The 23,451-nt window shown below is 53.2% G+C and carries 24 protein-coding genes; 11 read left to right on the forward strand and 13 right to left on the reverse strand.

The annotated features are described in order from the left end of the window. The first annotated feature begins 4 nt into the window (after window positions 1-4). Both ACFQ1T_RS02235 and ACFQ1T_RS02240 read left to right on the forward strand, forming a co-directional pair. Complete coding sequence (locus ACFQ1T_RS02235; RefSeq protein ID WP_379073662.1) at window positions 5-844, forward strand: symmetrical bis(5'-nucleosyl)-tetraphosphatase; 840 nt, start codon at window positions 5-7, stop codon at window positions 842-844. After that, window positions 813-1,616, forward strand: a complete 804-nt coding sequence (locus tag ACFQ1T_RS02240; RefSeq protein ID WP_379073664.1) for a sulfite exporter TauE/SafE family protein — start codon at window positions 813-815, stop codon at window positions 1,614-1,616. Before ACFQ1T_RS02235 ends, ACFQ1T_RS02240 begins: the two co-directional genes overlap by 32 nt. Window positions 1,617-1,637: 21 nt before the next feature. On the opposite strand, the gene ACFQ1T_RS02245 is transcribed toward ACFQ1T_RS02240, so the two are convergent. The 5 genes from ACFQ1T_RS02245 to ACFQ1T_RS02265 form a co-directional block, all read right to left on the reverse strand. Next, a complete protein-coding gene (locus tag ACFQ1T_RS02245; RefSeq protein ID WP_275356734.1) occupies window positions 1,638-2,360 on the reverse strand; it encodes a lysophospholipid acyltransferase family protein in 723 nt (240 codons plus the stop codon). A 76-nt stretch (window positions 2,361-2,436) separates the two neighbouring features. Beyond that, window positions 2,437-3,225 carry a GNAT family N-acetyltransferase gene (locus tag ACFQ1T_RS02250; RefSeq protein ID WP_194749443.1) on the reverse strand — a complete coding sequence of 263 codons (789 nt, stop codon included), beginning with the start codon at window positions 3,223-3,225 and terminating at the stop codon, window positions 2,437-2,439. Between the two features lie 204 nt (window positions 3,226-3,429). Then, window positions 3,430-3,888, reverse strand: coding sequence for an outer membrane lipoprotein (locus tag ACFQ1T_RS02255; RefSeq protein WP_379073667.1), 459 nt, complete (start codon window positions 3,886-3,888; stop codon window positions 3,430-3,432). 29 nt (window positions 3,889-3,917) lie between these two features. Then, window positions 3,918-4,886 carry a carbohydrate kinase family protein gene (locus tag ACFQ1T_RS02260; protein ID WP_379073669.1) on the reverse strand — a complete coding sequence of 323 codons (969 nt, stop codon included), beginning with the start codon at window positions 4,884-4,886 and terminating at the stop codon, window positions 3,918-3,920. Between the two features lie 85 nt (window positions 4,887-4,971). After that, window positions 4,972-5,538, reverse strand: coding sequence for a TetR/AcrR family transcriptional regulator (locus ACFQ1T_RS02265; protein WP_194749446.1), 567 nt, complete (start codon window positions 5,536-5,538; stop codon window positions 4,972-4,974). 169 nt (window positions 5,539-5,707) lie between these two features. Here ACFQ1T_RS02265 and ACFQ1T_RS02270 point away from each other — a divergent pair, with 169 nt between their 5' ends. After that, complete coding sequence (locus ACFQ1T_RS02270) at window positions 5,708-6,196, forward strand: SRPBCC family protein (RefSeq protein ID WP_379073671.1); 489 nt, start codon at window positions 5,708-5,710, stop codon at window positions 6,194-6,196. 85 nt (window positions 6,197-6,281) lie between these two features. Here ACFQ1T_RS02270 and ACFQ1T_RS02275 read toward each other — a convergent pair whose 3' ends face one another. From ACFQ1T_RS02275 to ACFQ1T_RS02285, 3 genes are read right to left on the reverse strand one after another with little or no spacing between them, the layout of a single operon-like run. Continuing rightward, complete coding sequence (locus tag ACFQ1T_RS02275; protein ID WP_313987140.1) at window positions 6,282-7,028, reverse strand: hypothetical protein; 747 nt, start codon at window positions 7,026-7,028, stop codon at window positions 6,282-6,284. 6 nt (window positions 7,029-7,034) lie between these two features. Then, window positions 7,035-7,445, reverse strand: coding sequence for a CopD family protein (locus ACFQ1T_RS02280; RefSeq protein WP_379073673.1), 411 nt, complete (start codon window positions 7,443-7,445; stop codon window positions 7,035-7,037). Continuing rightward, window positions 7,446-7,943 carry a TlpA disulfide reductase family protein gene (locus ACFQ1T_RS02285; protein WP_379073675.1) on the reverse strand — a complete coding sequence of 166 codons (498 nt, stop codon included), beginning with the start codon at window positions 7,941-7,943 and terminating at the stop codon, window positions 7,446-7,448. A gap of 117 nt (window positions 7,944-8,060) precedes the next feature. Between ACFQ1T_RS02285 and ACFQ1T_RS02290 the strand changes: the two genes are divergently transcribed. Further along, window positions 8,061-11,930: a DUF3683 domain-containing protein gene (locus ACFQ1T_RS02290; protein ID WP_379073677.1), complete on the forward strand. Its 3,870-nt coding sequence runs from the start codon at window positions 8,061-8,063 to the stop codon at window positions 11,928-11,930. Between the two features lie 64 nt (window positions 11,931-11,994). Here ACFQ1T_RS02290 and ACFQ1T_RS02295 read toward each other — a convergent pair whose 3' ends face one another. Beyond that, a complete protein-coding gene (locus tag ACFQ1T_RS02295; protein ID WP_194749452.1) occupies window positions 11,995-12,120 on the reverse strand; it encodes a DUF3149 domain-containing protein in 126 nt (41 codons plus the stop codon). A gap of 192 nt (window positions 12,121-12,312) precedes the next feature. Here ACFQ1T_RS02295 and ACFQ1T_RS02300 point away from each other — a divergent pair, with 192 nt between their 5' ends. The 4 genes from ACFQ1T_RS02300 to ACFQ1T_RS02315 are packed head-to-tail and all read left to right on the forward strand — an operon-like array spanning window position 12,313 to window position 15,046. After that, window positions 12,313-13,329, forward strand: coding sequence for a quinone-dependent dihydroorotate dehydrogenase (locus ACFQ1T_RS02300; RefSeq protein WP_313987149.1), 1,017 nt, complete (start codon window positions 12,313-12,315; stop codon window positions 13,327-13,329). Beyond that, on the forward strand, window positions 13,329-13,940 hold the full coding sequence (locus tag ACFQ1T_RS02305; RefSeq protein WP_379073680.1) for a glutathione S-transferase: 612 nt from the start codon (window positions 13,329-13,331) through the stop codon (window positions 13,938-13,940). The genes ACFQ1T_RS02300 and ACFQ1T_RS02305 overlap by 1 nt, the downstream gene beginning before the upstream one ends. A 52-nt stretch (window positions 13,941-13,992) precedes the next feature. Continuing rightward, the gene (locus ACFQ1T_RS02310; RefSeq protein WP_275356742.1) at window positions 13,993-14,373 is read left to right on the forward strand and encodes an antitoxin Xre-like helix-turn-helix domain-containing protein; all 381 of its coding nucleotides are present in this window, start codon (window positions 13,993-13,995) and stop codon (window positions 14,371-14,373) included. Continuing rightward, window positions 14,333-15,046 carry an RES family NAD+ phosphorylase gene (locus ACFQ1T_RS02315; protein ID WP_379073682.1) on the forward strand — a complete coding sequence of 238 codons (714 nt, stop codon included), beginning with the start codon at window positions 14,333-14,335 and terminating at the stop codon, window positions 15,044-15,046. The genes ACFQ1T_RS02310 and ACFQ1T_RS02315 overlap by 41 nt, the downstream gene beginning before the upstream one ends. Before the next feature lie 172 nt (window positions 15,047-15,218). On the opposite strand, the gene ACFQ1T_RS02320 is transcribed toward ACFQ1T_RS02315, so the two are convergent. Together ACFQ1T_RS02320 and miaB are read right to left on the reverse strand one after the other, a co-directional pair. Continuing rightward, entirely contained in the window at window positions 15,219-16,166 is a 948-nt protein-coding gene (locus ACFQ1T_RS02320) for a PhoH family protein (RefSeq protein ID WP_379073684.1), read from the reverse strand. Between the two features lie 2 nt (window positions 16,167-16,168). After that, complete coding sequence (gene miaB / locus ACFQ1T_RS02325) at window positions 16,169-17,506, reverse strand: tRNA (N6-isopentenyl adenosine(37)-C2)-methylthiotransferase MiaB (protein WP_379073686.1); 1,338 nt, start codon at window positions 17,504-17,506, stop codon at window positions 16,169-16,171. A gap of 111 nt (window positions 17,507-17,617) precedes the next feature. On the opposite strand from miaB, the gene cysG reads away from it, so the two are divergent. Further along, window positions 17,618-19,009, forward strand: coding sequence for a siroheme synthase CysG (gene cysG / locus ACFQ1T_RS02330; RefSeq protein ID WP_379073688.1), 1,392 nt, complete (start codon window positions 17,618-17,620; stop codon window positions 19,007-19,009). 35 nt (window positions 19,010-19,044) lie between these two features. On the opposite strand, the gene ACFQ1T_RS02335 is transcribed toward cysG, so the two are convergent. Together ACFQ1T_RS02335 and ompR are read right to left on the reverse strand one after the other, a co-directional pair. Beyond that, entirely contained in the window at window positions 19,045-20,358 is a 1,314-nt protein-coding gene (locus tag ACFQ1T_RS02335) for a sensor histidine kinase (RefSeq protein WP_313987167.1), read from the reverse strand. Between the two features lie 21 nt (window positions 20,359-20,379). Next, entirely contained in the window at window positions 20,380-21,105 is a 726-nt protein-coding gene (gene ompR / locus ACFQ1T_RS02340) for an osmolarity response regulator transcription factor OmpR (RefSeq protein WP_313987169.1), read from the reverse strand. 429 nt (window positions 21,106-21,534) lie between these two features. On the opposite strand from ompR, the gene ACFQ1T_RS02345 reads away from it, so the two are divergent. Then, window positions 21,535-22,143 carry an EF-hand domain-containing protein gene (locus ACFQ1T_RS02345; RefSeq protein ID WP_275356748.1) on the forward strand — a complete coding sequence of 203 codons (609 nt, stop codon included), beginning with the start codon at window positions 21,535-21,537 and terminating at the stop codon, window positions 22,141-22,143. Window positions 22,144-22,257: 114 nt separating this feature from the next. Further along, window positions 22,258-23,451 carry a GNAT family N-acetyltransferase gene (locus ACFQ1T_RS02350; RefSeq protein WP_379073691.1) on the forward strand — a complete coding sequence of 398 codons (1,194 nt, stop codon included), beginning with the start codon at window positions 22,258-22,260 and terminating at the stop codon, window positions 23,449-23,451.

Below are 23,451 nucleotides of genomic sequence, written 5' to 3' on the forward strand. Positions count from 1 at the left end.
AGCCATGGCGAGATACGCAATTGGCGACCTGCAAGGTTGCTATCATTCTTTTATGCAGTTGCTGGCAAAGCTAAACTTTGCGCCTGGGCGCGACCAGTTGTGGCTGGTTGGCGATTTGATCAACCGCGGCACGGGATCACTACCGGTATTGCGCTGGTTATATGCGCATCGCGAGCATATCAAGGTGGTGCTGGGTAACCATGATTTGCATGCCATTGCCGTCGCACACGCCGTGCGGCCACCGCATCGCTTTGACACTTTAGCGCCTTTATTGGCAGCCGAGGATGGCGAAGCGTTATTACACTGGTTGCGGCATCAACCATTGATGGTGCTGGAAGACGACTATGCCATGATACATGCCGGCTTGTATCCGCAGTGGTTGTTGCCGCAAGCGAGGGCGCTGGCTGCCGAGGTTGAGGTGGTGTTGCAATCGCCCGACTATCTGGGCTTTTTGCAACAGATGTATGGTAATCAGCCTGCCGCCTGGCACGCGGACTTGACCGGCATGGACCGCTTGCGGGCGATTACCAATGCGCTGACCCGCATGCGTGTGGTGGATGCGGCCGGCGCGATGGAGTTCGCGTTCAAAGGCGAACTGTCTGAGCTACCGGCCGGGTATCTGCCCTGGTTTCAGGCGGCCGGTCGCCAGTCCGCCCAGGCCAAGCAGCCCATCCTGTGTGGGCACTGGTCGGCGTTGGGCCTGTATCAAGCGCATGGCGTGATCGCGCTGGACACCGGTTGTTTATGGGGGCGAGAACTGACGGCATACGCCCTGGACACTGGCGAGGCGACGCAGGTGGCGCTGGATCCGCGTGATCAGCCGCCCGGCCTGGGTGGCGATTAGTCCGGGGGTAGGGGTGGAACTCTGGTGGGTGATTCTGGCCGCTTTTGGGGCGGGCGTGGTGGATGCCATGGTGGGCGGCGGTGGGCTGGTGACCGTCCCAGCTTTGCTAACCAGCTTTCCGAATACCGCGCCGGTGCTGTTGCTTGGCACCAATAAGTGTTCCAGTGTGTTTGGCACCAGTGTTGCCGCATGGCGCTATAGTCGGCATGTGCGTCTGGATTGGGCCTGGTTAGTCCCTGCAATGCTGGCTGCATTTTTAGGCGCCTGCCTGGGGGCATGGACCTTGACCTGGGTCGCGCCAGATTTTTTGCGCAAGCTATTACCAGCGGTGTTATTGCTGGTGTTGGTTTATACGCTCAAGTTTCCGCAGTTTGGGGTCGAACAGGGGGCCCGGGGCCACAGCGTGCGGCAGCGATGGATGATTGCGTTGGCCATTGGGGTCAGCATCGGCTGGTATGACGGTTTCTTTGGACCAGGCACCGGCAGTTTTTTTATTTTTATGCTGGTGCGTTTTCTCGGCCAGGATTTTTTGCATGCTTCTGCCTCTGCTAAAGTGTTAAACGCCAGTACCAATCTGGCAACGTTAGCGGTGCTGGGCTGGAGCGGTGCAGTCTGGTGGCAACTGGGCTTGGCCATGGCGGCCGCCAATATCGCGGGCAGCCTGTTAGGCAGTGCACTGGCGCTAAAGCATGGAACCACGCTGGTGCGCCGGGTGTTTGTGGCAGTTGTGACGCTTTTGCTGCTTAAAACGGCCTGGCAGGCATATGTCTAACGATGGGCTGAGCCATCACGGTCAGGCTTGCTTTTGCACCGCTGGTTCGCTGACGGTTTCAGGCACGGTCGCCCAGGGTAAGCGCGCCATGATTTCATTTCTTGCCTGGCTGGCCAGCGTTTGCCGGTCCAGCAGGCGCGCCTCTATCGGCGCACAAAAATGCAAATGCACTTTGGGTGACTGCATGTTCAGAAAAGACAGCATGGATTCGATCATGCTGGTTTCGCCGGCATACGCTGCTGCCAAGTTAGGGCTGCCGTCAGGCATGGGATAGTGGATTGCAATCGGGATCACCGTCGCCTCTGCATCAATCGCGGCCTGAATCAGGCTACTTTTAAACGGTAATACTTGCTGTCCATCGGTGGTGGTGCCTTCGGGAAACACGCACAGATTGTCCCCCAGTTTCATCGCCTGCGTGACTACTTTCAGCACGCGTGCCGCATCACGTTGGCGTGTCCGGTTAATAAAAATGGTGCCAGACTTTTTGACCAGATAGCCAAACACTGGCCAATCCTTGATTTCGACTTTTGCGACAAAACGCACTGGAATCAGGCTGTTCAAGGCATGGATATCTGACCAGGAAATATGGTTGGCAACAAACAGCACATGCTTGGACTGCGGCGCCGGGCGTACGCCGCTCACCGATAACTGCAGGTTAAAACAGCGCAATAGTTTGGCACACCACCAGCGAATCAGCTGCTCGCGGCCACGACGGCCACACACAGGCAACACGAGCGTTGCCAATGTGAGTCCGGTGAGTGTGTGGAGAAAAATGCGGGCGGTGCGCCAGCAGAAGGTAAGAAAATTTGTTTTTGGCAAGTTATTTCAAGAAATGCGCAGCATATCTGGGATTGATTCTGGATAAAGGTAACAATACCAGCATATCGGCTGTATTAAAAGCCGGATCCCAGGCAGGTTCGCCACAAATATAAGCCCCCAGGCGCAAATAGCCTTTCACCAAGGGTGGGCAGGTCACTTCGAGTGACTGATCCAGGGCCTCGATCGGCAATGGATGGTGCGGAAACACACGATATTCCGCGGGAGACAGATAGTCTTCTCGCAGGCTGTTGAACAGCGAGGCAGCGGTGTGGCCGCCATCGTGCATGGAAATGCTGGCGCAACCAATCATGTATTCATACTGGCGGGCCATCATGTATTTGGCCAGGCCTGCCCACAACATGGTGATGGTGCCACCGGTGCGATAATCGGCATGCACACAGGCACGGCCCACTTCTACCATCCGGTCAGACAAGGGAGCCAGACGGCTCAAATCAAACTCTCCGGCAGAGTAGTAACCGCCTGCCAGCATGGCCTGCATCGGGTTCAGGATGCGGTAAGTGCCCACCACTTGCTGCGTGGCATCATCGCGGACCAGTAAGTGATCGCAAAAGGCATCGAAGCCGTCTACATCAAGGCCATTCTGGCTCTTGATCTGCGCGCCCATTTCTTCAGCAAACACCTGATAGCGCAAGCGTTGCGCTTCCATGATTTCTTCTGCGGTTGTTGCCAGAGCAACACTCAGCGTTGAGTTGACTTTACGGTTGTTCTCGGTAGTTGGCTGAATTTCGGCTTGATATAGGCCATGTTCCTGCAAATTGCGTTCTAACATCACGCGACTCCTTGGTTGAGGTTTAGGGTGATATTAGAAGTGTCACATGAATGATTGGTGACGTTCACATGACAATTCTGTGACGTTGACTATGGTGGCGGACATGCCCCATGCACTAACAAAAAGAGCAGCCTAGGCTGCTCTTTTTAAGGACCACACCCCAGAAGGGGATGGTTGCCATGCGGCGCTTAACGCCTGCTTCTGTTAGTGGGAAACACGTGAGGTGCCGCCGTTTTCAACGATGCGTACACGGTCGCCCGCATTAAACTGTTCGTCTGCTTCCTGCACGATGGCCACCAGGCCGCCGCCATCCAGTTTGACGGTGATTTCCAGTGCGTTTTTGCGGGTGACGGCTTCTTCGGCGGCTGAACCAGCCAGGCCACCGGCGACGGCACCAATGACAGCTGCAATCGCGCTGCCGCGACCACCGCCCACTGAGCTGCCAGCAATCCCACCAATTGCCCCCCCTGCGATCGTGCCGACAGGGGACTTGGTACCTTCAAGTTTGACGGCACGCACGCTTTCCACTACCCCGGTTTTCACCGTTTGTGCTCTGCGTGCTTCATCACGCGAATACACACTACCAGAGTTAGAGCTCGCGCACGCGGCCAGAATGCCGGTGACCAATGCGACAGCAAGCCATTGCAATACACGTGTTTTCATTTTTTTCTCCAATATTGAACAAGCTTCTTTTAATGGGTAGCCTGGCCCAGACTAGGATCCTCTTTCAAGGCATCCTGTACCAGGGCGTGACTGTAAATGTTTTCAATCTCGGCCCGGCTCGGCTGGTGATTCTGCCCGCCACGGCTCGCAATCTTGATCGCGCCCATGGTAGACGCCAGCCGACCACAGGCTTTCCAGTCCCAGCCACGCACAATGCCATACAGCAGGCCAGCACGGTAAGCATCGCCACATCCTGTTGGGTCTACGACCTTATCTGCTTTAACGCACGGAATGTCATGGCGTTGACCATCAGCATAAATATGCGAGCCCTCGCTACCCAAGGTCACAATCAAGGCTTTGACCTTGGCCGCCAGTTGTTCCAGACTGAGCCCTGTTTTGTCTTGGATGACTTGTGACTCGTAATCGTTCACTGCCAGATAGTCAGCCATTTCAATAAAGTGCATGAGTTCTTCGCCATTAAACATCGGCAAGCCCTGGCCCGGATCAAACATGAAGGGAATCCCGGCCTCATGACACTCTTTTGCGTGCTGGAACATGGCATCGCGACCATCCGGGGCAATGATGGCCAAGGCAATATCTTTGGCCTCGTTCACGCTGTTGGTATGCGCATATTGCATGGCCCCGGGGTGAAACGCGGTAATCTGGTTATCATCCATGTCGGTGGTGATAAATGCTTGAGCAGTGTAGGTACCAGCAATCGCCTTGATGTGCTGCGTATCAATATGATGCTGGTTCAGCCATGCCTCATAGGGGGCAAAGTCATCCCCGGTTGTCGCCATGATCTGCGGCTGGCCTTCGAGCAATTGCAGGTTGTAGGCAATATTGCCCGCGGTGCCGCCAAATTCGCGGCGCATTTCAGGGACCAGAAATGCCACGCTCAGTTTATGAATTTTGTCTGCCAGAATATGATTTTTAAACTGGTCAGGGAACACCATGATGGTGTCGTAGGCGAGTGAGCCGCAAATAAGAATTTTCATGAAGTGAATACGGGGTTGGATAAAAGTAGGGCTATTATTGCTGTGCGCCAGCAGTGTGGCAAGTGTTACGAGCGGCTAAGAGTGGTCACGACTGCTTGATGGCCAGATCAATCAGCGTTTTGGCGGCCTTTTTGGCAGACTTGATGGCGCCTGAGCCGCGTTTGATTTGCTCGGCCTGTACGGCACCTTCAAACAGAATGGAGAGTTGCAGCGCCAGTCCTTCGGCATCTTTGATATTGGCTTCTTGTGCCAGCTTGGTAATAAATTGCCTGAATTCACGGGACTGTTGCGAAGACAGCTGATGAATCCGGTTTTCTTCATTGGGGAACTCGGCGGAAGCCTTGATAAAAGCGATCCCGGTGAACGAGGGGGAAGTCACCCACTCTTCAATAAACTCAAACAGTTTTTGGATTTTTTCATTTGGGCTGCCACCAAGACCGCCCAGTTTTTCATTCATCCAGTCCTGAAAGTCCTGGTGGCTCTGTTGCAACACGGCCAGGATCAGTTCTTCCTTGTTTTCAAAATACTTGTAAAGCGTCATTTTGGTGGTGCCTGCGACAGCCACAATCGTGTCTACCCCCGTGGAATTAATGCCACGTGTCTGGAACAGATCCGTCGATACCTGCAAAATTTTTTGCTTAAGCGCATTCATGCCTAAAATTATAACACCCTATACAAGTTTGTATACCCCCAGAACTTTCAGCCAGGGAACAAATCCTATTGTTTGACTTTGCTTGCCGTGTTAAATATACTATACCGTATAGTATACATTTATGGTCAATTTATTTACAATGTACTTCATCTACAACAAGGAGAAAATCATGCGTCAATTATTATTAGCTAGCCTGTTCGCCCTCTCAAGCACGGCATTTGCGGCCGAGCCACTGTATGTCGTTAAATCTGTGGAGCTGAATCAGCCGGTAGACGTGGTCTGGAAAAAAGTCTCTGACTTTGGCGATTTGGGTGCCTGGCATCCAGCCGTTGCCAAAACCGAGATCGTTGCGGGTAAAAATAACAGCGTGGGCGCCAAACGCGTGCTGACGCTCAAGGATGGCGGCAAAGTGAATGAAACACTGACCGCTTACAATCCAAAACAGAAAAGCTATGGCTACAGGATCACTGATGGCGTGTTACCGGTGAATGACTACGCATCCACCGTGAGTGTGCATAGCAATGGGGATGGCAAGTCTGTGGTGGTGTGGGAAAGTCATTTCTTGCCAAAAGCGCCTGCAGATGAAAAAGCAGCCTCTGACGCGATTAAAGGCGTTTACGATGGTGGTTTGAATCAGCTTAAAACCCTGTTCCAATAAATCAGCGTTTGCTGTAAAAAAAGCCGTCACGAGCAGTGGCGGCTTTTTTGTTATGCAACGACGGCCTGTTTTATTGTCAGGCAGTCTACTGTCTGGAGTTGGCCATCAGTTTGGGCGTGTAATTGCATTGCACCTGGTCAAGCAGCTGGTTGACCAGTACTTGCTCGTCACGGTTGGTTGTGACGTGACCATTGATGATGTTTTCGATGTAAACGCTTTTCAAACGTTCTGGCAGTTGAATCGCTTCGATCAGTCGGCAATCACCATGTTTCATGGTTTCGAGGCGGCTGTAAATGGCTGCGGTTTCGGTGGGACTGGCCTCGAATGATAACGGGCGGGGCGGAGGCTGATGCACCGCTGCGGTCTGGAGGCTGGGCGCGGATTCGAGCTGCATATGCCAGTAATAACCGCCCACGACGCCACAGACCAAGGTGACCGCCACCACGCCATAGTTGCGGATGGCCAGCCAGTCGATTTGCAGTTTGGTTTGCTCGTCGATAAGTGCTTTTGCTGCCTGTTTTGCATGTTGCAGGGCGCTGGATTGTCTGTGTGCCAGCTTTTCCTGACAGGCGCTTAGTGCCATGAAATATAACTGGTTAGCGAGCATGTCAGGCAGGCGCGCGCCTGCCAGTTGTGCCTGTGTGCTCAGGTATGCCTGCAGTCGCCCAGGCTGGGTCGATGTTGTCGCGGGCGTGGTTTGCGCCTCTGCGAGCGGGCTGGAGAGCAAGTCATCCAGAATATTGAATAAGCCTAGCAGCTTGTGCGCGGCCTGCTTGCCGGACTTGTCCAGCATGGTTATCAGCCAATCTGATTGTAATAATGCGTGCAACATACCTGCTTAAAATGGCTTGACGACCACCAGAATCACCACGGCGAACAGGATCAGCACCGGGACTTCATTAAACCAGCGAAACCAGACATGACTACGCTTGTTTTGCTGCGCAAGAAATTGTTTAAGCAGTTTGCCGCAATAGTGATGGTAGCCAATCAGCAGGATGATCAGGGTCAGTTTGGCATGCATCCAGCCACCGGTGATGCCGTAACCCAGCCATAACCATAAGCCAAATGCGAGCGCCAGCAGCATGAGGGGCTGCATGAAACGGTAAAGTTTTTGCGCCATGAGCAGCAAGCGCGCATAGGCGTGAGTTTCTGTTTCCATCGCCAGGTTGACGTAGATACGGGGCAGGTAAAACAGGCCGGCGAACCAACTGGTGACAAAAATAATATGTAGCGCTTTGACCCACAACATTTAGCTGGCTTTCTGATTCAGGAGTTTGTGTAATTCGGCAAAGTTAAGTTCGCCTATGGTTTTCTGGATGCGGTTGCCGTTGCCGTCAAAGATAAAGGTGGTCGGGGTCAAGTTGACATTGCCAAACGCCCTGACCATTTCGCCGTAACCGTCATGCATGACGGCAAACGGCAGCGCTTTTTCCTGGGTGTAATTGAGCACTTGCGCAGGCGGGTCATACGGCATCGCCACGGCAATCACCACCAGGTTTTTGTCTTTGTACTGCTGGTAAGTGTGGATGAGGTCAGGCATCTCCTTGATGCAGCCCGGGCAGTCTGTCGCCCAGAAATTGACCAGCACCGTTTTGCCGCGCAGGCTTTGCATGCTGATTTTCTGGCCATCCAGCGTGGTGAAGGTGACTTCTGGTGCCTGCGGTTTTTGCATGACAGCAAATACCAGGCCTGCGATGAGCGCCAATGCAACTATTGCTACGCCCCATGTTCTGAATATTGATTTCAACTTAGCCTCTTAAAAAACGGATGACTCAAAAATGCACGCTAAAAACCATAGGCCGTGTAACGTGTTTGTGCTGTATACGACATGGTATAATTGACTTTTGTTTTTGATAAATTATCAATGAACGCACCTGTCAACGCAGATTTGTTAAAGCGCAATTCTACCCCTCTCGCACGATTACGCGAAATTCCGTACAACTATACCTCCTTCTCTGACCGCGAAATCGTCATCCGGTTTCTCGGCGAAGAAATCTGGGAAATCCTTAATGTGCTGCGCGCCGAGCGTAAAACAGGCCGCAGTGCGCGCATGCTGTTTGAGGTGTTGGGCGATTTGTGGGTGGTGTCACGCAACCCTTATCTGCAAGATGACCTGCTGGAAAATCCCAAGCGCCGCAAGGCCTTGATCGAGGCGCTATACCACCGTATTGCTGCCATTCAGGAGCGTAGCGGTGGCAATGAAAAAGTACAAAAACTGGTCTCTGCGGCGACCAAAGCGGTAGAGAAGTTTGCCGATGATTTCAAGCAAACGGCCGAGTTACGCAAAAAAGCCCTGGCCAAACTGACCAAGTACACTCGCAAAGACAATGTGCAGTTTGATGGCTTGGCACGTGTCTCACATGTGACAGACGCCACCGACTGGCGCGTCGAATATCCCTTTGTGGTGATCAACCCGGATACTGAAGCCGAGATCTCTTATCTGGTGCGCGCCTGTATCGAATTGGGTCTGACCATTATTCCACGTGGGGGCGGAACGGGTTACACGGGCGGCGCGGTACCGTTGACGCCATTGTCTGCAGTCATCAACACCGAAAAACTGGACCAACACTCAGGTGTGCAAATGCGCACCTTGCCCGGCGTCTCCCGTCAGGTGGCTACGATTGAGTGCGGCGCGGGTGTAGTGACCCGTCGCGCCATGGATGCGGCCACGGCTGCCGGCCTGGAATTCGCCTGCGACCCGACCTCTGCCGATGCCTGTTGCATTGGTGGTAACGTCGCCATGAACGCTGGTGGTAAAAAAGCCGTGCTGTGGGGGACGGCGCTGGATAACCTCGCCTCATGGCGCATGGTGACGCCAGATGCGACCTGGCTGGAAGTGGAGCGTCTGGATCACAACCTGGGCAAAATTCACGATATTGACATGGCGCGCTTTAAAATCAGCCGCTACGACATCGACCATAAAAACCTGCTGTCCGAGCCTGAGATTCTTGAAATTCCGGGGCCGAGCTTCCGTAAGGTCGGCCTGGGTAAAGACGTGACCGACAAGTTTCTGTCCGGTTTGCCTGGTGTGCAAAAAGAGGGTTGTGACGGTCTGATTACCTCTGCCACCTTTATTTTGCACCGCATGCCCAAACATGTACGCACCATTGCGCTGGAGTTTTTTGGCAATGTGTCGCATGCCGTGCCCGCGATTGTCGAGATCAAGGATTATCTGGACGCTACTGCCAAGCAAGACCCGTCGGTGATCATGGCCGGTCTGGAGCACATGGATGAGCGCTATGTGAAAGCCGTGGGCTATGCGACCAAGGCCGCACGCCAGCAACGGCCAAAAATGGTGTTGTTGTGCGATATCGCGTCTGATGATGAAAACGCCGTCGGTGAAGTGGCTTCTGCCGTAGTGCGCATCTGTAATGCACGTAACGGCGAAGGCTTTATTGCCGTCTCGGCCGAGGCCCGTAAAAAATTCTGGCTGGACCGTTCACGCACGGCGGCAATTGCCCGCCATACCAACGCCTTCAAGATTAACGAAGACGTGGTGATTCCATTGCCGCGCCTGGGCGAATACTCCGACGGCATTGAGCGGATTAATATCGAGCTGTCTATCAATAACAAGCTGCGTCTGGTGGATGCGCTGGAAGCCTTTGTCGCTGGTGACCTGCCTTTGCAGCCGGATGAAGACGGCAACTCCGACCCTGAAGGGGTCAAATCCAAACAAAACATTGCCTTGCAGTTGTTGCGTGATGTGCGTGCCAAATGGCGCCTGATTTTGAATACCCTGGACGAGCCTGTCACCGTGCTGGGCGAGATGGGCAAGGCCTATGCCCAATATGAAAACGTGTTCCGCGCCGTGCAGTCTTACGATTTGCGCGTTTCCTGGAAGCGCGAGCTCAAGCGGCCAATGGCGGATATTTTTGCTGGCCGTGAATACCAGAAGATTCTGGACAAGCTGGATGAGATTCAGAAAGCCGTGTTGAAGAGCCGCGTGTTTATCGCACTGCACATGCACGCTGGTGACGGTAACGTGCATACCAATATCCCGGTCAACTCTGACGACTACGGCATGATGCAAGACGCCCACGCCGCTGTTGCGCGCGTGATGGCCCTGGCACGTAGCCTCAATGGCGTGATTTCTGGCGAGCATGGGATCGGTATCACCAAGATGGAGTTCCTGGATCAGGCCACCATTGATACCTTTGCTGCTTACAAAGCCAAGGTAGACCCCGAAGGCCGTTTCAACAAAGGCAAACTGATGATGGGTTCCGGGCTGGAAAACGCCTATACCCCCAGCTTTGGTTTGCTCGAGCAAGAGTCCATCATCATGGAGCAGTCTGCCATAGGCGAGATTGCCGATGATATTTCTGACTGCTTGCGTTGCGGCAAGTGTAAGCCCGTGTGTTCTACCCACGTGCCACGCGCCAATTTGCTATATTCCCCACGTAACAAGATTCTCGGCACCTCCTTGCTGATCGAGGCCTTCTTGTACGAAGAGCAAACCCGTCGCGGCATTTCGCTCAAGCACTTTGACGAGTTCAACGATGTGGCTGACCATTGCACGGTCTGCCACCGTTGTGAAAAACCTTGCCCGGTCAATATTGACTTTGGTGATGTGTCCGTCAAGATGCGTAACTTCCTGCGCGAGCAAGGCAAGAAGAAATTCAACCCTGGCACGGCTGCCGGTATGCTGTATCTGAATGCCAAAGATCCGGCCACCATCAAGTTCTTGCGTGCAACCATGATAGGCATGGGCTACAAGGCGATTAATATTGCTAACAGCCTGGCCAAGAAATTTGGCCTGCTCAAGGACAAAAAAGCACCACCGGCGACGGTGGGCAAGCCAGAGATCAAGGCGCAGGTGATTCACTTCATCAACCGGCCGATGCCGAAGAAAATGCAGTCCAAGACCTCACGTGCCATGCTGGGCGTGGAAGATGACACCATGATTCCGGTCATCCGCAACCCGCAAAAGGTGAACGAGGATTCGGAAGCCGTGTTCTACTTCCCGGGCTGCGGCTCCGAGCGCCTGTTCTCTAACGTCGGCCTGGCGACTCAAGCCATGTTGTACGAGGTGGGCGCGATTACGGTCTTGCCACCTGGCTACCTGTGCTGCGGTTACCCGCAAACAGCCTCAGGCAACCACGACAAGGGCCAGGAAATCACGGCGGACAACCGCGTGCTGTTCCACCGCGTCGCCAACACCTTGAACTACCTGGATATCAAGACCGTGATTGTGTCTTGCGGCACCTGTATGGATCAGTTGCAGAAGTACGAGTTCGAGAAGATTTTCCCGGGCTGCCGTCTGCTCGACATCCACGAGTACCTGATGGAAAAAGACATGCGCCTGCAAAGTGTGACCGGTACGCGCTATATGTATCATGACCCATGCCACTCGCCGATGAAGACTTACAAGCCATTGGAAGTCACCAACAAGCTGATGGGCACTGACGTGACGTTGAATGACCGCTGCTGCGGTGAGTCCGGCACTTTTGCTGCGGCGCGTCCTGACATTGCTACCCAGGTCAAATTCCGCAAACAGGAAGAGCTGGAAAAAGGCATGGAGAAAATGGGCTTGACCGTGGGCGCCCCCGAGCAGCCAGTCAAAATCCTGACGTCTTGCCCAAGCTGCCTGCAAGGTCTGTCACGCTATGGTGATGACACTGGCATTGAAGCTGACTACATTGTGGTGGAAATGGCCAAGCACGTGCTGGGTGAAAACTGGATGGAAAATTACATCCAGAAGGCCAATAACGGTGGCATTGAGAAAGTATTGCTGTAAACCCACAAACCCCGCGTAAGCGGGGTTTGTTTAAGTGGCGGCGTATCGTGTCAGTGCAAAGGGTTTATGATTGTCGCGCTTTGACATAGACATAAATCCCTGCCCAAATCATGACCACTAAAATCACAGCAATCACGATAAAACTCATTAAACCGTAGTCAGTCGATAACAAATCAATCAAAATTTTCATGGGTTTCCTCCAGTAAGCGAATCATGTTGCACGCAATGAATCTGTAGAGGATTTTGAACCCTTATGACATCATGGTTTTTGATGTAACGCAAAAGTCATGTCAGCGACACCTGGTGACTGTATTGTCTGGCAGTCACTGCTGGCAAAATGCAACGATAGAGTTGGAAAATTAAAAGTTCAGGAATCAAACGGATGAATGTTTACTCGCTGCTTAAACCTCTGCTGTTTCAACTGGATGCAGAGCAAGCACACGATATTACTTTGCAATCGCTCAAACGTGCAGAAAAGCTCGGCCTGCTCACACTCGCCGCCTGCCGTTTACCTGCACAACCGACGCAGGTCATGGGCCTCACGTTTCCCAACCCGGTCGGCCTGGCGGCCGGGCTGGATAAAAATGCCGCTGTGATTGACGGCATGGCCGCGCTAGGCTTTGGCTTTATTGAGGTGGGCACCGTCACGCCACGCCCGCAGCCTGGCAACCCCAAACCACGCTTGTTCCGTTTGCCACAAGCCGAGGCCATTATTAACCGCTTTGGCTTTAACAACCTCGGTGTCGATCAACTGATCCAGAATGTGAAGGCGTCCAAATTCAAAGGCATCCTGGGCATTAATATCGGCAAAAATTTCGATACGCCGAACGACCGTGCCGCTGAAGACTACCTGAGCTGCATGCGGAAGGTGTATAACTATGCCAGTTATATCACGGTGAATATCTCCTCACCCAACACCAAAAACCTGCGCGCCCTGCAAGAAAAAGAGGCGCTGGGCCAACTGCTCGCGACGCTCAAAGCCGAGCAAAAAATCCTCTCGCAACTGCATGGCAAATATGTGCCCGTTGTGCTCAAAATCGCCCCCGATTTAACCACCGAACAAGTACAAGAAATTGCTGAACTGCTCATGCAGCACCAAATGGACGGCGTGATTGCCACCAACACCACCTTGTCGCGCGATGCTGTGGCCGGGTTGCCAAACTCGGAAGAGGCGGGTGGGCTGTCAGGCGCACCGGTAAAAGCGGGTTCTACACGCGTGATTCAAACACTGGCGGCCAGCTTGCAAGGCAGCCTGCCGATTATCGGCGTCGGTGGTATTCTCAATGGCGACGATGCCAAAGAGAAAATGGCGGCCGGTGCCAGCCTGGTTCAACTCTACAGCGGACTCATCTATAAAGGCCCGCAGTTAATTAAAGATTGCCGCAAAGCCTTGCTCTAATGGCATTGCCCATCCTTTACTCCTACCGCCGCTGCCCCTACGCCATGCGCGCCCGTATGGCGATCTGGGCGGCGAATATTCAGGTAGAAGTGCGAGAGATTTCCCTGCGAGAGAAACCTGCACATTTGCTACAGATTTCCCCCAAAGGCACCGTGCCGGTATTGCAATTGCCTGACGGCACTGTGCTGGAGCAAAGTCTGGATATCATGCAGTGGGCACTTGCCCAGAACGATCCTCAAGGTTGGTTGAATGCAGACCACGATGCAGTGAACGCGCTGATAACTATCAATGATGGTGAGTTTAAACAAGCACTTGACCGCTATAAATACCCTGACCGTTACCACGAGCAAGCGCAACTGGTTTATCGTGAACAAGGTGAGCAGTTTTTGCAGAGGTTAGAAGCTGCATTAGAGCAGCATGACTATTTGCTTGGCGATAAACCCAGCATGGCCGATATCGCGATCTTCCCGTTTATCCGTCAGTTTGCGGCAGTAGATGCGGAGTGGTTTGCCAGCAGCGCATATCCGAAACTGCGTGGCTGGTTAGAAGGGTGGTTGCAAAGCCCCTTATTTGAAAAAGTGATGCAGAAGTTTCCGACTTACACACAGTAAACATTCCTGTTGAAATAATATTGTGTTAGAGTTTCCATGGAAAGGAATTTCTATGGTCGCGACCACACAAAATAACGTCCCCCAAGCCGATGCACAATCCGTGTTAACCAAAGCGGTAAGTCGCGCGGCTGAGCGTTTGCAGATTTCCAAAGCCTTGTTGGCAAGCATTCTTGGCCTGAGTCCTGCCACCATTACCCGCCTGTATAGTGGTGAATATGTCCTCGACCAAAAACGCAAAGAGTGGGATTTTGCTTTGCTATTTGTCCGAGCGTTCCGCTCGTTGGATTCCATTGTCAACAATGATGAAACCGCCCGTGTCTGGTTAAACAATCAAAACCTGGCGCTCAATGCGCGCCCCATCGACCTGATTAAACAAACTGAAGGCCTGGTTCGTGTCGTCCAATATCTGGACACCTCACGCGGTATCGTCTGAGGCTTTTGCTTGGGCATCGTTGGCCTGGCGCATGGTCGAGGCGCAACATGTCGCCTCCACCATGAAGCTGGTCGATACTGAGGCCGAGCAAACCCTGCTTGAAGCATTGCTCGATAGCAACAAGCCACCGTACGCCGCGGATACCGAGCATCTTGATTACTTGCTCTCCACACCATTCCGTTACCCCAGCCGCGCTGGAGGTTCACGCTTTCGCGGTCCAAATGACCCCGGCGTGTTTTATGCCGCAGAAACAGTTCGTACCGCCGCAGCTGAACTCGGCTATTGGCGCTGGCGCTTTCTCATGGATGCGCCAGCACTCAGCCGCATAGAGCCCGTGCCACACACCGCTTTTCAAGTGTCACTCGCCACCCAAGCCATTGATTTAAGAAATCCACCGTTTAATCAAGATGCGGTATGGCAACATAAAACCAACTATCAACCGACCCAAGCTTTAGCAGTTACAGCAAGGGAGGTGAAGTTAGGCGCCATCATTTACACCTCTGTGAGAGACCCGCAACCAGCGTGGTGTGTTGCAGTATTAAATCCGCAAGCGTTTAAAGAGAACACGCCTAGACCAGAAAAACAGACTTGGTGGCTGGTTGTGAATACTCAAGAAGTGATTTGGCGTAGGGACTATGAATCTTTTACTTTTGATTCAGTATTATGGGAATGAGTCCTAATACAGTTAAGTTAACTGTCTCTAAGGTTCAGGGGTTTAGCGTTATAAAATCTATCGGTAGTGACCAAAAAGATTTATTCTTAAATTTATATGGCGATTGTAATCAGAAACTACTCAATTGAATCAAAGTAAATTGGGCTAGGTTAAAGTTGATGTATCGTTATGACTAATCTTTCTGCGAGGTCTCAAACTTCTCATAAGCATTAATAATCTTCTGCACCAACGGATGTCTTACCACGTCTTGCGACATAAACTGGGTAAAGGCGATGCCTTTCACTTCTTTGAGAATCTTTTGCGCTTCGACCAAGCCGCTTTTCTGGTGGCGTTGCAAGTCAATCTGTGTCACGTCGCCGGTAATCACGGCTTTGGTGCCAAAACCGATGCGGGTCAGGAACATTTTCATTTGCTCGGGCGTAGTGTTTTGCGCTTCGTCCAGAATAATAAAACTCTGGTTCAAGGTACGGCCGCGCATATAGGCGAGTGGGGCAACTTCAATGGCGCCGCGTTCAAACATTTTGTTCACGGTGTCATAACCAGCCAAGTCATACAAGGCGTCATATAAAGGGCGCAGGTACGGGTCGACCTTTTGGTTCAAATCACCAGGTAGAAAACCTAAACGTTCACCTGCTTCTACAGCCGGGCGGACTAACACGATTCTTTTCACGCGGTCACGGGTCATGGCATCCACTGCACTGGCGACAGCCAGATAGGTTTTACCTGTACCCGCTGGGCCGATGCCAAAGGTGATGTCATGGTCTTGTATCTGTTGCAAGTAGCTGACCTGGCGCGGGGTGCGACCATGCAGGTCGCCGCGGCGCGTCATCAGTACAGGCATGGCGCTGCTGCTGACTTCTTCGGGTTTGAGTTTGTCGATTTCTACTAGGCCGAGCTGAATATCTTCGAGGTCAATCGGCTTTTTTGAGCGTGCGTAGAAGTTTTCTAGCATTTGCGCGCCCAGCCGCATATTGGTTTGGTTGCCGCTCAAGTAAAACGTGCTGCCGCGGCGGTTGATGTCGATATCGAGACCATTCGCCAGTTGGCGGATATTTTCATCAAGCGGGCCGCACAGGTTGGCCAGCATCAGGTTGTCTTCGGGGCTGAGGGTAATTTCCATGCTTAATTCACAATTTCGCCAACCAGGCGTTTTGGGTTGTAGACGTCGGTGATTTTGACTTGCACCATCTGGTGGATATAGCGGCTATCGGCAGCGATATCCACCACGCGGCCGTTATCGGTTTTGCCTGCCAACAAATTGGGGTCTTTCCACGACGGGCCATCGATCAGCACGCGTTGCACGGTCCCCAGCATGGCGCGGCTGATGGCGTCACCATTGGTTTCGTTCTCGGTTTGCAGTTGCTTGAGCCAGGCCGCTTTGTCGGCTTGCGGGGTTTCGTCGGGCAGGTAGCTGGCCGGCGTGCCTGGGCGCGGGCTGTATAAAAAGCTGAAACTGTAATCAAATCCCACATCGCGCATGAGTTTGAGTGTGGCCTGAAAGTCTTTTTCGGTTTCACCAGGAAAGCCGACGATGATGTCGCTGGTGATGGTCAGGGCCGGATTGGCAGCTTTCAGTTTGCGGATCAGGCCTTTGTATTGCAGCGCGGTGTAGTTGCGCTTCATCGCCATCAAGATACGGTCACTGCCTGCCTGCACTGGCAGGTGCAATTGGTTGGCCAGCTTGGGCACCGTCGCATGGCACGCAATCAGACGCTCGCTCATTTCGTTGGGGTGGCTGGTGGTGTAGCGGATACGCTCGATTTGCGGGATTTCTGCGATGGTTTCAATCAACAGTGGCAAATCGGCCTCGATGCCTTGATAAGGCACGCGGTAGGCGTTCACGTTCTGGCCGAGCAGCGTGATCTCTTTGACGCCTTGCTCAGCCAACTGGATCGCCTCGGTAATGATGTCTTCAAACGGACGAGAAAACTCTTCGCCGCGGGTATAAGGTACTACGCAAAAGCTGCAATATTTGCTGCAGCCCTCCATAATGCTCAAAAAGGCAGTCGCCCCTTCGACGCGGGGCGGCGGCAAATGGTCAAACTTTTCAATCTCGGGGAAGGCAATGTCTACCTGTGGCTTGTCTGCCGCTTGTTTGGCTTTGATCAGCTCGGGCAGCCGATGCAGGGTTTGCGGACCAAACACGACATCGACATAGGGCGCGCGCTGAATGATGGCCTCGCCTTCCTGGCTGGCCACGCAACCGCCGACACCAATCACCAGGTTGGGATTTTTTTCTTTGAGCGGAATCATGCGGCCGAGATGGCTAAACACTTTTTCTTCGGCTTTTTCACGGACTGAACAGGTGTTGAGCAAGATCACGTCTGCTTCTTCCATGTTCTCGGTTTGCGTCATGCCTTCATGCTCGCGCATCAGGTCTATCATGCGTGACGCATCGTATTCGTTCATCTGGCAACCAAACGATTTAATGAATATCTTTTTTCCGCTTTCGTGCTTCATCGAACGCTAAATTTCTCACAAAAACAGTATTTTAGCGTATTTGCAGGGGAAACCCCAGCTAACACTGGGGACTGCGGTAAAATACGCTTTTCTTGTTGAAGTCCCATCTGCATGCAAGCTTTACCGATTTTTTTCAATATTGCACAACGCCCTTGTATCGTCATCGGCGGTGGCGATGTCGCGACGCGCAAGGTGATCATGCTACGCAAGGCGCAAGGGCAGGTTACCGTGATCTCGCCCGAATTGTGCGACGAGTTGCGCGAGATGCATGCGCAGGGCGAGATTGACTATGTGGCTGCCGAGTTTCAGGCCGAACAATTGACCAGTGCTTGCCTGGTGATTGCAGCCACCGATGACGAAGCGGTGAATGAAGCAGTGTCGGTGGCGGCAAAGCGGCTGAATATTCCGGTCAACGTCGTCGATGCGCCAGCGCTGTGCACGTTTACCATGGGCTCGGTGATTGATCGCAGCCCGGTGGTGATTGCGATTTCGAGTGAAGGCAATGCGCCGGTGCTGGCAAGGCATATCCGCAGCAAAATCGAAACCATGTTGCCTGCGGCTTATGGCCGGATTGCGACTATCGCAGGTGAATTTCGCGACCAGGTGAAAGCCAAGTTCTCTAATCTGCCTGCACGTCGTCGCTTTTGGGAGGATGTGTTGAACGGGCCGCTGGTGGAGCGCGTGTTGTCCGGGCAGGAGCAGGCAGCGCGGACCTTGCTGGCCGAGTTGCTCAATCAGCGTGAAGACGCGCCTACGCGTGGCGAGGTTTATCTGGTGGGCGGTGGGCCGGGTGACCCAGATCTACTGACGTTCAGGGCATTGCGACTGATGCAGCAGTGCGATGTCTGTGTCTATGACAAGCTGGTGAGCAAAGAGGTCATGGAACTGGTGCGTCGCGATGCCGAGCTGATTTATGTGGGTAAGTCACGTGACCAGCACACCTTGCCGCAAGAAGAAATCAATGCCTTGCTGGCCAGGCTGGCGCTGGAAGGCAAGCGCGTATTGCGGCTTAAAGGCGGCGACCCGTTTATCTTTGGACGTGGCGGCGAAGAGATCGAAACACTGATGCAGCATGGGGTGCCATTTCAAGTGGTGCCCGGCATTACCGCGGCCAACGGTGTCTCTAGCTATGCCGGGATTCCGCTCACGCACAGGGATTACGCCCAGGCCTGTTTATTTATTACCGGCCACCTTAAAGATGGCACCATTGATCTGGACTGGCAGGCCATGGCCAGACCCAAGCAGACGGTGGTGATTTATATGGGCCTGGTAGGGCTGGAGCAGATTTGCAGCAAGCTGATGGCACAAGGCGTGTCGCCGGACATGCCGGCGGCAGTGATCCAGCAGGGGACAACGCAGAAGCAACGCGTGGTGGAATCAACCTTGCAGCATCTGGCAGCAGAGGTGGCGGCCGCGGGCTTGAAGCCGCCCAGTTTGACGATTATTGGCGAAGTGGTGAAATTGCGCGAGCGACTGAACTGGTTTACGCCGTCGGCGGATTAATCGCTGCGCTCAACCAGCTTAAGTGTTGGGCCAGATTAAGTGTTAGGTAGGATCGGCAGTGAAAGCCTGGCTTCCAGCCCGCCTTCCGGGCGGTTGAGCAAGGCCAGTTGACCGCTATGTAAAGCGGCAATGCGGTTGCAAATCGCCAGACCCAGGCCGCTGCCGCCTTCGTATTTGTTGCGCGCGCTGTCCATGCGCTCAAAAGGTCGCAGCAAGCGGTCTGCATGTTCAGGCGGGATGCCTGGGCCGTTATCCAGCACACTGATGACGATCTTGTCGGCCATGACCTGACTGCGCACCTCGACCTTGCCTTTGCCATAGTTGTAAGCATTGCCAACCAGGTTGTCGAGCAGGCGTTGCATGGCTAGCGGACGGATGGGAATAAAGTATTTGGGCCCCAGCGAAATTTTGAGCTCGCGGCCCGCGCGACGCTGACGTTCTGCCAGTGCATTGAGCAAATCGTTAATATCCATCATGCGCGTGGGCTCGCCCTCTACGCCGCGCACAAAGTCCAGAAACTGGTGAATGATATTGTCCATATCGGAGATGTCTTCAATCATGCCCTGTTTCATATAATCGGCTTCTTGCGGCAGCATTTCTACCGCTAGCCGCAACCGCGCCAGCGGCGTGCGGATGTCATGTGAGACCCCTGCCAGCAGCAGCGTGCGTTCCGCATCGAGGCGGGCCAGGGATTCCGCCATCTCGTTAAAGGTCTGCGTCACTTCGCGTAACTCTTCGACGCTGTCCACCGGCAGTTTAGGCGCGGGCTCGCCATTACGCAGCCGTTCTGCGGCATGCACCAGCATGGTCAAAGGCCGGTTGATGCGGGCCGTCAGTAAATAGCCACCCACCAGTGAAAGCAAGCCGACTACCGCTGCCCAGCCTAGCCAGTGCCAGGGGAAAGGGCGGTCTACCTGAATTTTGGGGATGACCACCCAGAAGTCATCCTGGCCGACATTAAAGCTGATCCACAAGCCAGGGATATCATAATGATTGACCGTGATAATGGTTTCTTCGCCCAGCCGTTCGCGGATTTTGAGTGCGACCAAATTAATAAAAGGGTCTGCGGGTAAGGGCTCGATATCTTCCAGAAAGTCCGCCGCATAGACGCGCACGCCTTCACGGCCCGATAACTCGGATAACAAGGCCAGGCGGCGGTTTTCGTGCGAGGCGATCAGTGAGGCGCGGGTGTAATTGACGATGGTGACGGCTTGCAGGGCAGCGGCGGTTGCGCGTGGTTCGCGGTCAAAATAATCAAAGATTTTGAGCGATGCATAGATACTGACCGCCAGTAAGATGGCGATCAGCAACATGATGCGGGACAGCAGTCGGCGGGGCAGTAAGCGCACGGGGATTAAAGCTTGGCCGGATTATTGTGGTGCTTCACCATCTGGAATAAAGACATAGCCAAAGCCCCACATGGTTTGCAGGTAGCGAGGATGTGCCGGATCAGGCTCGATAATGCGGCGCAGGCGAGAGACCTGCACGTCTATGCTGCGATCAAATACATCCAGCTCGCGGCCACGCGCCAGTTGCATGAGTCGGTCACGTGACAGTGGTTGGCGTGGGTGTTCGGTGAAGACTTTCAGCAAGGTGAATTCACCACTGGTAATCGTAATGGGCACGCCGTTTTTACTTAGGCTGCGGGTGCTGGTATCAAACACAAACTCGCCAAATTGGAACGCGGCGGATTTTTCTTCAACTGCCTGTTTTGGCGAAATCTCGTGACGGCGAAGGACCGCATTGATTCTGGCCAGCAGTTCACGCGGGTTAAAGGGTTTGGGCAAGTAGTCATCCGCCCCCATTTCCAGGCCGACAATGCGGTCCACTTCATCGCCGCGTGCAGTCAGCATGATGATGGGGGTCATGTGGTTGGCTCCACGCAGTCGGCGGCAAATGGCGAGGCCATCTTCGCCCGGCAGCATCAGGTCCAGAATCAGCAGGTCGAAATGTTCATTGGCCAGCGTTTTGTCCATCTCCTTACCATCTGATACGGACTTGATATTAAAACCTTGTTCAGTCAGGTAGCGCTGTAACAGCTCGCGCATACGTAAATCATCATCGACCATCAAGATTTTTTTTAACTGTTCTGACATACGGACCTTTGTTATTTGAAGCAAGTGTTTGCTTAACGCATTTTATTGCGATCAGGATGACCGCAGGAAGATAAATACGGCAAGGCCAAAAACTTATCCTTGATAATTATACTCCAAGCATTGGAGCGCATGAAGTGTGCCAGTTACAACTTCGTTACAAATGGCGTTGGGGATGAAATATTGCAGTTACAATCCTGATGCATGATTGCCTTCTGCTATCGGCAGGGGCATCCGAAAACGCTATTTTTTGTTAAATTTGTTGCCGCTAAAGTTGCAATTGCGTTAATGTGATCGACCTGATTTTAAAATCGGTCCCTCGTTTGCCATGAGATTCATGCTTGAGAGCACCCAATAATAGCTTAAACACAAGTGCTTTCGATGGAACAGGAATAAAGGTATTGCGTTTGGATGTGTAGAGCGATTAAACATTTGAAACGAATTGTATTGCTGACAACCTCCATGTTGCTGGCATTCCCTGCTTTGGCTGATCTTAAATTGCCAGTCCGATTGACAGAGATCCGTCTGGCTGACAATGATGATACCGGCCTTTCCAAAACGCTAGAGCACAACTTTAGCCCAGAAGACCGTGCACGTTTGCGCAAGGCCCTTTCTGATTACGCCCGTAACACCGATCCCGACCATCAGTTGATGTTGCAAAAGCGCAAGGCCATGCATGACAGCATCGCACAACGGTTCAATGAGTGTAACCGCGACAATGACGACTCGCTAGACCGCGAAGAAGCGACGCTGTGTTTGCCACAAGTGGCCCGCCATTTTTCCTATGTTGATCTTGATGGCAATGGCGTGATCACGCTAGACGAACTTGAAACCGCCTATGCCAAAATGGTGGAGCGTCAACGTGAAGCCGAAGCCAGAACCGAGGCAAAAATCGAGAACCAGCAAAATATCGTCAGCGACTCAGAGCCTGATGCCAAGTCCAGAAACAAATCCAAAGCAAGCTCGGCAGTGATTCCTGCCAATAGCCCTGTCAATTCAAGTGGTAAAGACGTTTCGGTCATACGCAAGCGTCCTAGTTAATTTCCTTTGTCTCAACATGCACATGCCATTCAGCGTTTCGGCGTGTCAAACAAGCAGATTGCCTTCATTATTTTTGCTGTTTAGTGGCTTTGTCGCTGACTCTGGACCTGCTTGATGCTGCCCTCGCAATTATCCTTTGTCTGGTCCCGTGGCTTGCAGGAGATCGCACCTGCCGACTGGCAGCGCCTGGCAGGCACGCACCCCATGCTCGACTACCAGTTTTTGCTGGCGTTTGAGGCCACCGCTTGTGTCGGTGCGCAGACGGGCTGGATGCCCTATCATTTAACTGCGTTTGACCAGGGGCAGTTGGTGGCAGCCATGCCTTGTTATCTCAAAACGCACTCTTACGGCGAGTATGTCTTTGACTGGTCATGGGCCGAGGCATATGAGCAAGCGGGTGGGCAGTATTACCCCAAGCTGATCTCCGCCATTCCTTTCTCACCCGTCACTGGCCCACGCCTGCTGATAAACCCGGCCTGTGACGCGCCTGCGTTGATTGCCGAGGCCATGCTCAAGCAGCTGCAGGCTTTTTGTCAGGAACATGCCCTGTCCGGCGCGCATCTGTTGTTTCCCGATGCCATGTCGGCTGACTTTTGTGAACAGCAGGGGTGGCTAAGGCGTGAGGGCGTGCAGTTCCGCTGGGAAAACGCGGGATATGTCGACTGGGATGCTTTTATGGCCGTATTGAGCCGGGACAAGCGCAAAAAAATCCGGCAAGAACGGCAAAAAGTTGCGCAACAGGGTGTGACCTGCCGCGTGGTAAGTGGTCACGACATGACTGCGCAAGACCTGGCCTTGTTTTATCAATGCTATTGCCAGACGTATCTCCGCCACCACAGTTCACCTTATCTGACCCTGGCATTTTTCGAGCATTTGCAGCGCTACCTGCCCGGGCATTTACAGTTATTTATTGCTTCGCAGCATGGCGAGGATGTGGCGGCCAGTCTGTGTGTGCTGGGTGAAGCGACGCTGTATGGCCGCTACTGGGGGAGTTTGCGCGATATTTCTTGCTTGCATTTCGAGTTGTGCTATTACCAGCCGCAGCAATTCTGTATCCGCGAGCAGATCCGCTATTTTGAAGGCGGTGCACAAGGCGAGCATAAGCTTGCCCGTGGCTTTGTCGCTTACCCCACCTGTTCTTACCACTGGCTCAGCCATCCCGATTTTCACCAGAGTGTGGCGCGCTTTCTGCGCCGGGAGGCCGAGGGCATGCAGCAATATGTCAATGAGCTAGAGGAGCGCAGTCCATACAAAAACATACCGGATATCAATGACACTGGCCTGCCGCATATCCCTTTATCGACGTGA

Origin of the sequence: Methylophilus glucosoxydans, assembly GCF_042676145.1 — a bacterium.
Classification (GTDB): Bacteria; Pseudomonadota; Gammaproteobacteria; order Burkholderiales; family Methylophilaceae; genus Methylophilus; species Methylophilus glucosoxydans.